Consider the following 14,120-nt stretch of genomic DNA (forward strand, 5'->3'; position numbering starts at 1 on the left):
CTGTACGGCGCGTCGTGCGCCCTTGTGATTCACGTCCATATTTATGAACGCTGCCACGCTAGGCGAGGCCCCGGGCACGGGTCAAGCGGACGGACTTTCCCCGGCGCCCCCGGCGCCCCCTCCCCATTGTCCATGTATCTGAATACGCTGCGGGTCTGCATACGCTGCACGGGCCCACTCGGCCGTCGAACCCGTCGAACCCGTCGAACCAGTCGAACCAGGAGGCATCTCCATGACCGCTCCTCGCACCGTCCTGCTCACCGGCGCCGCCGGCGGGCTGGGCACCTTGATGCGCGGGCTGCTGCCGTCGTACGGATACGACCTGCGGCTGCTGGACGTACGGCCGGTCGAACCGCTGCCGGGCGAGGCGGACCGCGAGGCGGACCGCGACCCGGCCGGCGCGCCCGAGGCGATCACCGCCGACCTCGCCGACCGGGACGCGCTGCGCGAGGCGGTCCGCGGGGTGGACGCGGTGCTGCACCTGGCGGGCATCTCCGTGGAGTCCACCTTCGACAAGATCCTCGCGGCCAACATCCAGGGCACCTACCACCTTTACGAGGCGGTCCGCGAGGAGGGCGTCCGCACCGGGGGCGCGCCCCCGCGGGTGGTCTTCGCCTCCAGCAACCACGCGGTCGGCTTCACCCCGCGCCCGCAGGGCGACGACCCGCTGATCCCGATCGGCACCCCGCACCGCCCCGACACCTTCTACGGGCTGTCCAAGGGCTTCGGGGAGGACCTGGCGCAGTTCTACGCCGACAAGCACGGGGTCGACACCGTCTCGGTCCGGATCGGCTCCTGCTTCCCCGAGCCGTCGAACGTGCGGATGCTGTCGGTCTGGATGAGCCCCGCCGACGGCGCCCGGCTCTTCCACGCCGCGCTGAGCGCGGGCACCACCGGGCACACCGTCGTCTACGGCTCCTCCGCGAACACCCGGCTGTGGTGGGACCTTGCCTCAGCGCGGGCGCTGGGCTACGAACCGCAGGACGACTCCGAGGTGTTCGCCGCGCAACTGATCGCCGAACAGGGTGAGTTGGACCCGGACAACCCCGCCCACGCGAACCTCGGCGGCGCGTTCTGCACCGACCCGCCGATCTGGCCGTACTGACGGACAGCACGTGTCGGCAGCCGGACGGCAGTCGTACGGCGGGGGCGGGCGCACGGCGGGAAGGGCGGCGGGCGGGCCGGGGCGACGGCGGCGGAAAGCCCGCGGACAGGCTGCGGACAGGCTGTGTCGCCAGCCGGACAGGCCCGGGCGAAGGGACGGCGGTTTGGTTAGGCTCACCTAACTTACCGACGTCGAAGGAGCCCCGCCCGTGAACGCCCGCCCCCGCACCACCGCCAAGGCCCCTGTCCCCGCCTCGCGGCGCGGCGTCCTGTTCGCGGGGGCCGCGCTGGCCTCGGGCGCCGCCCTGACGCTGACGGGCTGCGGCTCCGACACGAAGAACGCCCCGAAGGACAGCGCCAAGAGCAGCACGGGAACGGCCGGCGGCTTCCCGGTGACGGTGCCGGGCCAACCCGGCCCGCTCACCGTGAAGTCGGCGCCGAAGCGCGTGGTGGCGTACGGCAACGGCCGCGACACCGACCTCGCGCTCGCACTCGGCGCGAGCCTGGTCCTCGCCAACCGCAACGGCAGCTTCGCCGACGGGCGTTCACCCTGGGCCCGCCCCGGCAGCGGCGTCACCCTCGTCGACAGCACCGCCGGGCTGCCACTGGAGAAGATCGCCGCCGCCCGCCCCGACCTGATCCTGGCCGCCGACGACTACGCCCTCCAGGACGACTTCGCGAAGCTCAAGGCGATCGCCCCCACGCTCGGCGTCAAGTCGGGCATCGGCAAGGACACCTGGGACGTGATGGCGCAACGCGCCGGGCAGGCGCTGGGGCAGAAGGCGAAGGCGGACCACCTGGTCGCCCAGGTCAAGGCGAAGATCGCCGGGGTCCGCACCGACCACCCCGAACTCGCCGGCAAGACCTTCACGTTCGGCCCGGTCACGGCCGGCCAGGTCTACACGATCAGCAGCCCCACCGACGCCTCGGCGGTCTTCTTCAGCCAGCTCGGCATGGAACTCGCCCCGCAGGTCACCAAGTTGCCCGCGAGCAGCACGCCGGGCCGCTCCCAGATCTCCGCCGAGCGGCTGGACCTGCTGGAGGCCGACGTACTGATCCTCACCTACCCCACCCCCAAGGACCAGGCCGCCTTCGAGAAGGGCGCGCTCTTCCGCAACCTCAAGGCGGTCAAGCGCGGCTCGTACATCGCCCTGGACTTCAAGACCGCGATCGCCGTCGCCTTCCCGTCCGTGCTGAGCATCCCCTACGGGCTGGACAGCACGGTGCCGCAGCTGGTCAAGGCCGTGGCGGCCGCCTGATGCGCCGGACACGGCAGCAGGGCGGGACGCAGGACGCGGCGAAGGCGGCGCGGGAGACGCGGGAGGCCGAGGCGCGGGCCGACCTCGCGGACATCCAGCGGCCGGTACGGGGCCGGGTGACGGCCGCCGCCGTCATGGAGGCGCTGGCGGCCGCACTCGCGGTGGCGCCGATGGTGGCCGTCGTCGAGCTGGCCCGGCGGCTGCTCGCCGGGGTGGACGCGCACGGCCGGTGGAGCGGCGACGCCGGCGGGCTGTGGACGGTCACCTGGTGGGCGGCCGGGCTGCTCGCCGCGCGGCTGGTGCTGTCGCTGCTGGCCGCGCTGGTCAGCCACCTCGCCGACGCGGACCTGGCGATCGCGCTGCGCCGCGCGCTCGCCGACCACCTCGCGGTGCTGCCGCTGCGCTGGTTCGCCGGCGGGGTCTCGGCACAGGTCAAGACCGTGGTGCAGGACGACGTGGCCGCGCTGCACCACGCCGTGGCCCACGCCAGGGGCGACCTCGCGGCCGCCGTCGCGGGCCCGGCCGTCATCGTCGGCTACCTGCTGTGGGCGGACTGGCGGCTGGCGCTGCTCACCGTGGCGCTGGTCGGCGGCGCGCAGACGATCCGGATGCGGCTGGCCGCGAAGACCGCGGAGCCGCTGCGGCGGATCGGCGCCGCCCGGCTCGAACTGTCCGCCGCCACCATCGAGTTGGTGCGCGGCATAGCGGTCGCGAAGGCGTTCGGCGGGCAGGGCGCGCCGCGCCGCTTCACCGCGGCCGCGGCGGAGTACGCCGACGCGGGCGAGGCGGCGCAGGCCGGGTTCGCCAAGCAGCGCGGCCTGACCCGGGCGACGGTCGCCCCGACCACGGTGCTGCTGCTCGTCACCGGGTGCGGCATCGCGCTGGTCGCCGCGGGCTGGACCGACCCGGTGCGGGTGATCGCGTTCGTCCTGCTGGGCCTGGGCCTGTTCGAGCAGCTCACCCCGATCTACGCCGCCCGCGACCAGGCCCGCCGGGCCCGCGCGGCCGCGCACCGCGTCGCGGGGCTGCTGCGCGAACCGGCCGAGGCGGTGCCCGAGCACCCCGCGGTGCTCGCGCCCGCCCCCGGTACGGCGCCCACGCTCACCTTCGACGCGGTGCGCTTCGGCTACACCGAGGACCGCGAGGTGCTGCACGGTGTGGACGCGGTGCTGCGGCCCGGCACCGTCACGGCCGTGGTCGGACCGTCGGGCGCGGGCAAGTCCACGCTGGGGATGCTGCCCGCCCGCTTCCATGACGTGACCGGCGGCGCGGTACGGCTGGACGGCGTCGACATCCGCGAACTGGACCGGGCCGAACTCCACCGCCACGTCGGGTTCGTCTTCCAGGACGTGGTGCTGCTGCGGCAGTCCGTCCGCGACAACATCGCGCTCGGCGACCCCGGGGCGAGCCGGGAACGGGTCGAGGCCGCCGCCCGCGCCGCCGCGATCCACGACCGCGTCTGCCGGCTGCCGCGCGGCTACGACTCGGTGGTGGGCGAGGACGCGCGGCTGTCCGGCGGCGAGGCGCAGCGGGTCTCCATCGCCCGCGCGCTGCTCGCCGACACCTCGATCGTGGTCCTGGACGAGGCGAGCGCCTTCGCCGACCCCGAGTCCGAGGCCGCCGTCCAGGACGCCGTGGCTCGCCTGGCCGCCGGCCGCACCCTCCTGGTCATCGCGCACCGGCTGCGCACCGTCGTGGACGCCGACCAGATCCTCGTCCTCGACGCCGGCGAGATCGTCGAACGCGGCACCCACGAAACGCTGTTGGCCGCCGACGGGCCCTACGCCCGCATGTGGCGCGCCCAGCACCCGCCCGCCCCGAAGGCCGAGGCCGCCGCCGACCCGGCGCCCTCCGACCGCCCTGACGCCTCCAACGCCCTTGCACCGGCGCCCGGTTCGCCCCTCGAAGCGAGGACCGCGACCGCCACCCCGGCCCCCGCCGCACCGACCGATAGCACCACCACCGACGCGCCACACACCAACCGCCCTGACCACGCCAACGCCTCCACACCGGCGAGCAGTTCGCCCCCCGAGGCGAAACCCGCGACCGTCACCCCGGCCACCGGCATCGCACCGCCCCGGCGCACCGTTGCCGCCGGCACGGCACCCTCTGACCGTCCGGCCGAAAAAGCCGCCCCGCAGGGGCTTCTGGGGATGTTGGGGCGGGTGCTGGGCGACGGGCGGCGGCGGCTGGTCGCGGGGCACCTGGCGGCCACCGCGGTGTACGCGGTGAGCGAGGGCGCCGCGTTCGGCCTGCTCGTACCGCTGCTGACCGCGCTGCTGTCCGGGGACGCGGGCCGGGCCGCGCTGTGGCTGCCGGCCGAGGCCGCGGCGGTGGTGGTCGGCTGGTTCGCGCACTACGCGATGGAGATGCGCGCGCTGCGGCTGTCGGCGGCCTGGCAGCGCGGCCTGTACGCGAAGCTCGGCGCGCACGTGGTGCGGCTGCCGCTGGGCTGGTTCGACGAGCGCAGGACCGGCGAGCTCCCCCGGCTGATCAGCCCCGGCGTGGAGACGGTGACGCTCGGCGTGCGGCTCGCGCAGGTGCTGGTCGGCGCACTGCTGACGCCGGCCGTGATCTTCGTGTTCCTGCTCTGCTACGACTGGCGGATCGCGCTGTCGGTGCTGGTCACCGTCCCGGTGGTGCTCGCGGTGTTCGCGGTCGCCCGGCGGGTGACGGACCGTACGGAGGCCGAGCACGACGCGGCGGCGGCCGAGGCGGGCGCGCGGCTGGTGGAGTTCGCGGGCGCGCAGCCGGTCCTGCGGGCGTACGGGCGCGGCGCGGCCGGCCGCGGGCTGCTGGGCGGGGCGCTGGAGGCGCAGCACCGGGCGGCGCGGCGCGAGGTGCTGGGCGCCCTGCCCGGCCAGAACCTCGGCCGGCTGGCGATCCAACTCGCCTTCACCGCCGTGCTGGTGGTGGGGATGCGGCTGGCGACCGGCGGGGACGTGGGGGCGGCGCGGCTGGTGGCGCTGCTGGTGCTGGGTGTGCACTTCCTCCAGCCGTTCTCGGTGGTGGCGGGCGCCGCGAGCGGGCTGCGCGCCTGCCGGGCGGCGGTCGCGCGGGTGGCCGCCGTCCTGGACACGGCGCCGCTGCCGGAACCGGCGCAGCCCGCGCCGCTGCGGGCGGCGGACCGCCCGGGCCCGCCCTCGGTCCGGCTGTCCGGTGTCCGCTTCGGCTACGGCGACGCCTCCGCGCCGGGGTACCGGCCGGTGCTCGACGGCGTGGACCTGGAGGTGCCGGCCGGCCGCACCGTGGCGCTGGTGGGGCCGTCGGGCGCGGGCAAGACCACCGTCACCAAGCTGGTCGCGCGCTTCTTCGACGTGGACGGCGGCCGGGTGGAGGTCGGCGGCCTCGACGTGCGGGACGTGGCGTCGGCGGAGCTGACCGGGGCGGTGTCGCTGGTCTTCCAGGACGTGTACCTCACCGACGGCACGATCGAGGAGAACATCCGGCTCGGGCGGCCCGACGCGACCGGCGAGGAGGTGCGGGCCGCTGCTCGGCGGGCCCGGGTGGAGCCGATCGCGGAGCGGCTGCCGGACGGCTGGGGGAGCCGGGTCGGCGAGGGCGGGCGGCTGCTGTCGGGCGGTGAGCGGCAGCGGGTGGCGATCGCGCGGGCGCTGCTGAAGGACGCGCCGATCGTGCTGGTGGACGAGGCGACCTCGGCGCTCGACGCGGAGAACGAGGCGGCGGTCCACGAGGCGCTGGCCGAACTCGGCGCCGGGCGCACCCTGTTGATGGTCGCGCACCGCCTGACCACGGTCGCGGGCGCCGATCTGATCGCGGTGCTGGACGGCGGCCGGGTGGTGGAGAGCGGTACGCACCCGGAACTGCTGGCGCGCGGGGGACGCTACGCGGAGCTGTGGGCGCAGTACGAGCGGGCGCGGGGGTGGCGGATCGCCGCGGTACCGGCGCCGGACCCGGAAGCGGGCTCGAACGCCACGCCGAACCCGAAAGCAGGCTCGAACGCCAAGCCGAACCCGAAGGCAGGCCCGGACGCCACGCCGAACCCGGAAGCAGGCCCGGACGCCACGCCGGCCCCGAAGGCAGGCTCGGGCTCCGACGTCGGCTCGGCCTCCGGCTCGGGTGCCGGCGCGGCCGGGGGTACCGCCGCCGATACCCCTGCGGCCGCTGGTGCGGGTGGTCCGGCGGCCCGGTCCGTGCCCCGCGGGGTGGAACCGTGACGCCCGATCTGTCGTTACCTACAGCATGACCGCAATGACGCCTGGCTCGAATGTGCCGCTCTCCGTACCCCGAGTGGTGGTCGACGTCACCGCCCCGGTGCGGCTCGACGTGTCGGGCCTGCTCCTCACCGCCGACGGCAAGGTGCGCTCCGACGACGACTTCGTCTTCTACAACCAGCCGCAGGGCCCCGGGGTGAGCCACCACTCCGGCGGCCGGTCGGCGCCGGACTCGATCGAGGTGGACACCGCGGCGGTGCCCGCCGAGATCGACAAGATCGTGGTGACCGCCAGCATCGACGGCGGCGGCGTCTTCGCCGGCACCACCCCGACCGCGACCCTCCGCGGCACCGACGGCTCGGTGGTCGCCACCTTCGCGCCCGCCGGGCTCGGGCCGGAGACGGCGCTGGTGGTCGTGGAGATCTACCGGCGGGGCGGCGCGTGGAAGGTCCGCGCGGTCGGGCAGGGGTACGCCAACGGGCTGGCCGGGATCGCCACCGACTTCGGGGTGAGCGTCGAGGAGCCCGCGGCCCCGGCCGCGCCGCCGGTGGCGCCGCCCGCGGCCACGCCTCCGCCGCCTCCGGCCCCGCCCGCCGCTCCCCCGGCGGCGCCGTTCTCGGCGCCCCCGTCCGGACCGCCGGCCACGCACCTGCCGCCGCCCCCGCAGGGCGCGCCCGCCGCGCAGTTCCCGCCGCCCCCGGCCGCGCCCGGCACCGGCACCGGCACCGGCAAGATCAGCCTCGACAAGGGCCGGGTGAACCTCCAGAAGAACCAGACGGTCTCGCTCGTCAAGGGCGGCCGCCCGGTGCTGACCCGGGTGAAGATGGGCCTGGGCTGGGAGCCCGCATGGGGCGGCCGCTCGATCGACCTGGACGCCTCGGTTCTGGTCTACGGGCCGCAGCGCGAGCACATCACCAGCTGCTACTTCGGCCGGCTCACCGTGCTCAACGGCGCGATCCAGCACTCCGGCGACAACCTGACCGGGGCCGGCTCGGGCGACGACGAGGTCATCACCATCGACCTCGGCGCCCTCCCGCCGAACGCCACCGGCCTGGTCTTCACCGTCAACTCCTACAGCGGCCAGAAGCTGAACAAGGTCGCCAAGGCGTACTGCCGACTCTTCGACGCGAGCACCAACGAGGAGATGGTCCGCTTCGACCTCACCAACGGCGAGGCCAAGCGCGGTGTCCTGATGGCGAAACTGATCCGCCAGAACTCCGGCGAGTGGGACATGACCGCCCTGGGTACCTTCGCCGACGGCCGCACCGCGCGCGACATGGTCAACCCGGGCGCCGCCGCCCTCTGACCCGCCCGCCACCCGCCGCCCGTTCGAACAAGCGGCCCGGTTCCCGTACGGGACCGGGCCGTTGGCATGCCGACACCGAACAAAATGTCATGGTCACCTAAAATTTACCGTTGACTGTCTACCCGCATAGACCTGAGGACGGGACGCTGGACGGGCAACCCCCCGACACCTTCCGACCCTCTAGTCACGGGAGCGCTCAGCCATGCCCAAAACCCGTCTCCTGCGCGGCCTCTGCGCGTCAGCCGGGGCAGCCCTGCTCACGGCCACCCTCCTGCTCACCAGCAGCGGTACGGCCCAGGCCGCGCTGCCCACACCCATCGCCGCCTCCACCGCGCGGACGTACCTCTCGGGGATGACCGCGACGCCCGAGACGCACGCGTCCACCTACGACCGGGACCTGTTCCCGACCTGGATCACGATCTCCGGGACCTGCGACACCCGCGAGTACGTCATCAAGCGGGACGGCTCGAACGTCGTCACCGACAGCTCCTGCAAGGCGACTTCGGGGAGCTGGACCAGCCCGTACGACGGCGTCACCACCACCGACCCGTCGACCTTCGACATCGACCACCTGGTGCCGCTCTCCGAGGCGTGGGACTCCGGCGCGTGGGCGTGGACCACCGCGCAGCGCCAGGCGTTCGCCAACGACACCACCCGGCCCCAGCTCCTCGCGGTCTCCGCGCACTCCAACCGCTCCAAGGGTGACGACGACCCGGCGGAGTGGCTGCCCCAGGCGTCCTACCAGTGCACCTACGCGCGTGCCTACGTGCAGGTCAAGCACTACTACGGTCTGACCGTGGACAGCGCCGAGAAGTCCGCGCTCAGCTCGGTGCTGAGCGGCTGCTAGCGGAAACGATCCCTCGCCGGGAACGCCGGGAAGCGGCGCCCCGGCCCCGGGTGGGCGGCCCCCTTCGCCGCCCACCCGCGCCGCGTCGCGCGGTCAGGGGCGGGAGCGGGCCTTGAAGGCGGCTTTGCGGGAGGCCTTGGCGGTGGGGCGGTCGGGGTGGAGGCGGCCGATGGCTTCGAGGACCGCGGCAGTGGCCGGGTGGTCGACGCGCCAGGCGTCGGCGAAGAACTCCTCGTGGCGCGCGACGAGTTCGGTGACGAGGGAGGCGAGTTCGTCGCTGTCGCCGTCGGCGGCGAGCTGGGCCGCGATGGTGTCGATGGTCAGCCAGTACACCATGTCGGTGGTGGGCGCGGGCACGTCGGACGCGCCGCGCTCGGTGAGCCAGACGCGGGCGAGCCCGCCGAGCCGGGGGTCGTCGAGGACGTCGCGCACCGCGGTCTCCGCCTGGGCGCCGATCAGCGCCAGCACCTGCTGGCAGACCAGCCGCCGGGTCGGCCCGTCGGCGCCGTCGTCCTGCGCGGCGGCGAGCAACTCCGCGGCCGCCTTGGCCGGTTCGCGCCGGTCGAGCCACAACTCCGCCTCGGCCCGCAGCCCGTGGTCGGGGTAGCCGCCGAGCGCGCCGAGCAGGTCGTCCGCGCTCACCCCGGCGAGGTCGCCGAGCACCGGCGCGTACGCCCCGGCGTCCGTCAGCCGCTCGCGGACGCCGTACGTACCCAGCGCGGTGAGCCGGACCGCGCCGTAGCGGGCGATCTCGTCGTCGTCCGGCTCGTCGGGGCCGCCGCCGAGCGCGGCCACCTCGTCGTCGGTCTCCTCGATCAGCGCGTCGTCCATCGGCGTGTACGCGACCAGGCCGGTGCCTTCCAGCAGCCGGAAGTGCCCGTCCAGCCGGAGCATCACGGCGGTGACCTCCTCGAGGACCTCCTCGCTCGGCTGCTCCGCCTCCTCCTCGGGCAGCACCAGGGAGGCGGCGAGCACCGGCAGCGGGACCGCGGGGCCGCCGCCGTCCGCTTCCTGCTCCGCTGCGCCGGCCGCCGCCTCGCCGTCCTCCATCGCGGACAGCGCGTACAGGTTGACCAGCGCCGCGTCGAGGAGCTCGGCCTCCGCCTCGGCCTCCCGGTCCGCCTCCTCGACGCTCACCGGAAGGCCGTCGCCGCCCAGGCCACCGGCCAAGTCGCCGTCCAGGTCGCCCGGCAGGTTGTCGAAGTCCGGCGCGGTGGACTCGGCGAGCGCGCACTCCAGCATGCCCAGCCACAGGTCGAGCACGTCGTGCGGATCGGCCCCCGCGGCGCCCTCGGCCCCTCCCGCGCCCTCCGCGGCGGAGACGCCGGCGCCGATCCGCGCGTACAGCTCGCCGGGGACCGCCCGCCCGGCCGCCTCGCCGGGCGGCGTGGACTCCTCGGCCTCCTCCTCGATCTCCAGCACGAGCAACCCGGTGTCCACCGCGATGCCCCACGCCTGCGCGGCGTCGGCCTGCCCCTCGCCACCGGTCAGGCCCAACTCCTCGGCCGCGGCCACGAGTTCGTCGTCCAGCAGCTCGCCCATGCCGTCGACGCGCCGTTCCTGTCCGGCCCATCGGGTCAGCCGCAGCGCGCGGTCGAGCAGCGGCGCGGCCAGCGCCCGCCCGGCGAGCACGTCCACGGACAGCAGCCGTACCGGCGGCAGGGCAAGGGGACTTGCGGACATGGTGCGGGCTCCCATTCGGCTTCAGGAGGCGAGGATACGGTCAAGGCGGCGGCTCCACGGACCGCCGCAGCCGCCCGCGGCGGCGGCCACCGGCGCCCGGTGGCAGCGACGGCGGCGCACAACGGCCGCTGCGGACCAGCCTATTGCCGTCGCGGCACATCCCCGGAGCCACCACCCGGCGGATCGGGTGCGGCCCGCAGTATTCATCCATCCGCAGGACGCCGTTCACTCCGCGCCGCGCGCCCCGGCGCGCACCCCGTCGCGTACGTTACGTGCCGCCCCGGGGTAGGAAGTCCGAACGGGCGGGCCCGGGAGAGGGCGGCCGGCGGCGGACGGGGCAGGTGACATGAGCGAGGACGGCGGCATGGACGGCGACGGCGTGCACGGGTCGACCGGACCGGACGGGCTGGACGGATCGACCGGGCTGGACGGGCCGAACGGGCCGGTAATGGCAGCCGGCACCGGGCTGGCGGTCGCGGCCCACGGCGTGGGTCGGCGGGTGCGGGGCGGCCGGGACATCCTCAGCGGCATCCATCTGGCCGTCGCTCCGGGCGAGTTGCTGGCGCTGGCCGGCGGCAGCGGCTCGGGCAAGACCACCCTGCTGGAGATCCTCGCCGGGGTCCGGCCGCCCTCGCGCGGCCGGGTGCTGCATGACGGCGCCGACCCGGCCGGGCTGCGGTCCGCGCTGGGCTACCTGCCGCACGGCAACCTGATGCACGAGGACCTCCCGCTGGTGCGGGCGCTGTCCTACGCGGCGCGGCTGCGGATGCCCGCGGGCACCGGCAGGGAGCGGCGGGCCGCCGCGGTGGACGGCGCGATGGCCGCGGTCGGGCTGTCCGCGCGGGCCACCCAGCGGGTGCGCACCCTCAGCGAGGGCGAGCGGCGCCGGGCGTGCATCGCGGTGGAGCTGCTGACCCGGCCGCGGGTGCTGTTCCTCGACGAGCCGACCACCGGGCTCGACCCGGCCACCGGCGCCGGGCTCATGCGGACCCTGCGGGACCTGGCCGGCGAGGGGGTGACGGTGGTGCTCACGACGCACGCGCCCGCCGACCTCGCCCGCTGCGACCGGGTGCTCTTCCTCACCCCGGACGGCCGCCCCGGCTACCTCGGCCGCCCGAAGGACCTGACCACGGCGTTCGCGGTGCCGAGCGTCGAGGAGGTGTACGCGGCGGTGGCCCGCCGGGGCGCCCGCGACCTCCCGGAACTGCCCGAGCCCGACCCGACGCCGGCCCCGGCGCCGCATGGTCCGGAGCGTCAAGGCAGCTCCCCGCAGCGGCCGTTGGGCGCGGTCGGCCAGTGGTGGCTGCTTACCCGCCGCAGCACCGAGCTGATGCTGCGCAGCCGGCTGACCGCGGCTGTCGTGGTCGGCTCGCCGGTGGTGATCGCCGCGATGTTCGCGCTGCTCTTCCGCCCGGGCGCCTTCGACCCGGCCGCGCCCAGCCCGGGTTCGGCGGCGATGATCCTGTTCTGGATCGCGTTCGGCGGCTTCTTCTTCGGGCTGACCTACGGCCTGCTCCAGGTCAGCGCCGAACTGCCGGTGGTGCGCCGGGAGCGGCTGACCGCGCTGCGGCTGGGCCCTTACCTGCTGTCGAAGGCGGCGCTGCTGCTGCCGGTGCTGGCCGGGGCGGACGCGCTGCTGCTCGCGGTGCTGCGCGGGCTGGACCGGCTGCCGGCCGCCGGGTGGGGCACGTACGGGTCGCTGTTCACCACGGTGCTGCTGGCGTCGGCGGCGGCGCTGGCCCTGGGGCTGCTGGCGTCCTCGTCGGTGGCCGAGCCGCAGCAGGCGACGCTGATGCTGCCGCTGCTGTGCTTCCCGCAGGTGCTCTTCTCCGGTGCGTTCGTGCCGGTGCCGCAGATGGCGTGGGCGGGGCGGGTGCTGAGCGCGGCGATGACCAACCGGTGGGCGTTCGAGGCGCTGGGCGGCGGGATCGGGCTGCCCCGGCTGTGGGCGCACGGCGCCTCGCCGCTGGGGCCGCCGCTGCTGGCGTCCTACGGCGACTCGTTCGGGCGGGCGGTGTGGGTGGACTGGCTGCTGCTGGCGGGGTTCGCCGCGCTGTTCCTCGCGGCGGCGTGGGCGGTGCTGGCCGGGCGGTGCCGTACGGTCGGCCGGCCCGCGCGGAGCACCGGGGCCGGGGCCGGGAAGGGCGCCCGGGCGGCAGCGGTCAGCACACCAGCCGCGGGCTGAGCCCGGCCGGGTCCGGGGTGCGGTCGCGGTAGGTGGCGGCCGCGAAGTCCAGGAAGGCGGTGACGTCGGCGCGGTTGGAGGGCAGGCCGAGGGAGACCCGGACCGCGCCGCCGGAGGGCAGGCCGAGGCGGCCCAGGTAGTCGTCGATGGTGCCGGTGGCGGTGCGCACCGCGCCGTCCAGGGTGCGCCGGTCGATCGCGAAGGCGGCCTCTCCGGTGCCCGGGTTGCAGAAGCAGCCGGTGCGCAGCGAGATGGTGCGGGCGGCGCTGTCGCGCGCGACGATCCGCTCGTCGATGACGGCGCCGGACGGGTCGAGCAGGTTGAGTGCCACGGTGCCGCCGCGGCCGTCGGTGCCGGGCGGGCCGTAGACGCGGGCCAGCGGCGCACCCGAGGAGTGCCGCAGCCCGGCCAGCCCGGTGAGCAACTGGTCGGTGAGCGCGGTGACATGGCGGTGTATCGCGTCGATGCCGACCGACTCGACCCAGTCCAGGCCGACTTCGACGTCGGGGATGCTCAGGTAGTTGACGGTGCCGTCCTCGAACGCGGCTTCCCCGTCGGCCATGTGGTGCCACTGGCCCTGGGCGCTGGCGACGTGGATGGTGCCGCCGGAGAACCAGGGGCGGCGCAGCCGGGCCAGTGCGTCCCGGCGGGCCAGCAGGCAGCCGACGCCGGTCGGGTAGCCGAACACCTTGTACCAGCTCACCGCCACGAAGTCCGGTCGCAGCTCGGACAGTTCGAGCCGGTTGGCCGGCACGTAGGCGGCCGCGTCCAGCAGCACGTCCCACCCGGCCGCCTTCGCCCGGGTGATCCACGCGAGCGAGTGGCGTACGCCGCTGAAGTTGCTCTGCGCGGGGTAGGCCAGCAGGCCGCCGCCCGGCGGCGGGTCGGCCAGCACCGCGTCCATCGCGTCCTCGTCCACGCCGAGCAGGGGCGCGCGCAGCGGTACGTACACGGTGTCGGCGCCGCGGCTCCTGGCGTACTCCCGCAGGCCGTTGACGGAGTTGTGGTTGTCCAGGGTGAGGACCAGCCGGGTGCCCGGCGCGAAGGGGTACGCCTCGCCGACGAGCCGGCAGGCGCCGGTGGCGTTGGCGGTGAACACCACCGCGTACTGCGCCGGGTCGGCGTCGAAGTGGGCGAGCACCCGGCGGCGGGCGCGCTCCACCAGCTCGCCCGAGGCCGCGGAGGCGGGGCTGACGGAGTGCGGGTTGCCGTAGCAGCCGGCGGTCACGCGCGCGGCGTGCGCCCGCAGTTGGGCCCTCGCGGGCAGTCCCGCGCCGGTGAAGTCGAGGTAGACGTGGCCGCCCTCGTCCAGGTATCGGTATCCGTCCGCCGCGGCGCGCAGTGCGTCGATGGTCCGCATCCCAGGCCCACCGCCCTTCGCTCCCCCGAGCAGTTCCTCCCCCAGCATGCCCCCGGTCCCGTGACGCGCGGAAGGGTGGCGCCTGTTCGGGGTCGTGTTCGTCCGGCCGGCCGTCCCCGCAGCGCGATTTCACGTCCGCGGATGTGGTTATCACGTGCGGATATCACCAGGGGGGCGCCGGCGACAAGAGGGCGTCAGGCG

8 protein-coding genes are annotated in these 14,120 nt (G+C 75.3%); 6 read left to right on the forward strand and 2 right to left on the reverse strand.

Features of this window, described 5'->3' with window-relative positions; translation table 11 throughout:
* The first annotated feature begins 232 nt into the window (after positions 1–232).
* From WA788_RS08250 to WA788_RS08270, 5 genes are all read left to right on the forward strand, one after another.
* Positions 233–1,105: an NAD-dependent epimerase/dehydratase family protein gene (locus WA788_RS08250; protein ID WP_335973354.1), complete on the forward strand. Its 873-nt coding sequence runs from the start codon at positions 233–235 to the stop codon at positions 1,103–1,105.
* A gap of 208 nt (positions 1,106–1,313) precedes the next feature.
* The gene (locus WA788_RS08255) at positions 1,314–2,363 is read left to right on the forward strand and encodes an ABC transporter substrate-binding protein (RefSeq protein WP_335973359.1); all 1,050 of its coding nucleotides are present in this window, start codon (positions 1,314–1,316) and stop codon (positions 2,361–2,363) included.
* On the forward strand, positions 2,363–6,541 hold the full coding sequence (locus WA788_RS08260) for an ABC transporter ATP-binding protein (RefSeq protein WP_335973361.1): 4,179 nt from the start codon (positions 2,363–2,365) through the stop codon (positions 6,539–6,541). Before WA788_RS08255 ends, WA788_RS08260 begins: the two co-directional genes overlap by 1 nt.
* A gap of 34 nt (positions 6,542–6,575) precedes the next feature.
* Entirely contained in the window at positions 6,576–7,844 is a 1,269-nt protein-coding gene (locus tag WA788_RS08265) for a TerD family protein (protein ID WP_335973362.1), read from the forward strand.
* A 202-nt stretch (positions 7,845–8,046) separates the two neighbouring features.
* Complete coding sequence (locus WA788_RS08270) at positions 8,047–8,691, forward strand: HNH endonuclease family protein (RefSeq protein WP_335973364.1); 645 nt, start codon at positions 8,047–8,049, stop codon at positions 8,689–8,691.
* 93 nt (positions 8,692–8,784) lie between these two features.
* Here the strand turns inward: WA788_RS08270 and WA788_RS08275 are convergent, their stop codons facing one another.
* A complete protein-coding gene (locus WA788_RS08275; protein ID WP_335973367.1) occupies positions 8,785–10,374 on the reverse strand; it encodes a hypothetical protein in 1,590 nt (529 codons plus the stop codon).
* A gap of 346 nt (positions 10,375–10,720) precedes the next feature.
* Here WA788_RS08275 and WA788_RS08280 point away from each other — a divergent pair, with 346 nt between their 5' ends.
* The gene (locus WA788_RS08280) at positions 10,721–12,559 is read left to right on the forward strand and encodes an ATP-binding cassette domain-containing protein (RefSeq protein WP_335973370.1); all 1,839 of its coding nucleotides are present in this window, start codon (positions 10,721–10,723) and stop codon (positions 12,557–12,559) included.
* On the opposite strand, the gene WA788_RS08285 is transcribed toward WA788_RS08280, so the two are convergent.
* On the reverse strand, positions 12,537–13,919 hold the full coding sequence (locus WA788_RS08285; protein ID WP_335973372.1) for an aminotransferase class V-fold PLP-dependent enzyme: 1,383 nt from the start codon (positions 13,917–13,919) through the stop codon (positions 12,537–12,539). The two genes, WA788_RS08280 and WA788_RS08285, sit on opposite strands and share 23 nt — an antisense overlap.
* Between the last annotated feature and the right edge of the window lie 201 nt (positions 13,920–14,120).

Source organism: Streptomyces sp. CA2R106 (assembly GCF_037034245.1).
GTDB lineage: Bacteria > Actinomycetota > Actinomycetes > Streptomycetales > Streptomycetaceae > Actinacidiphila.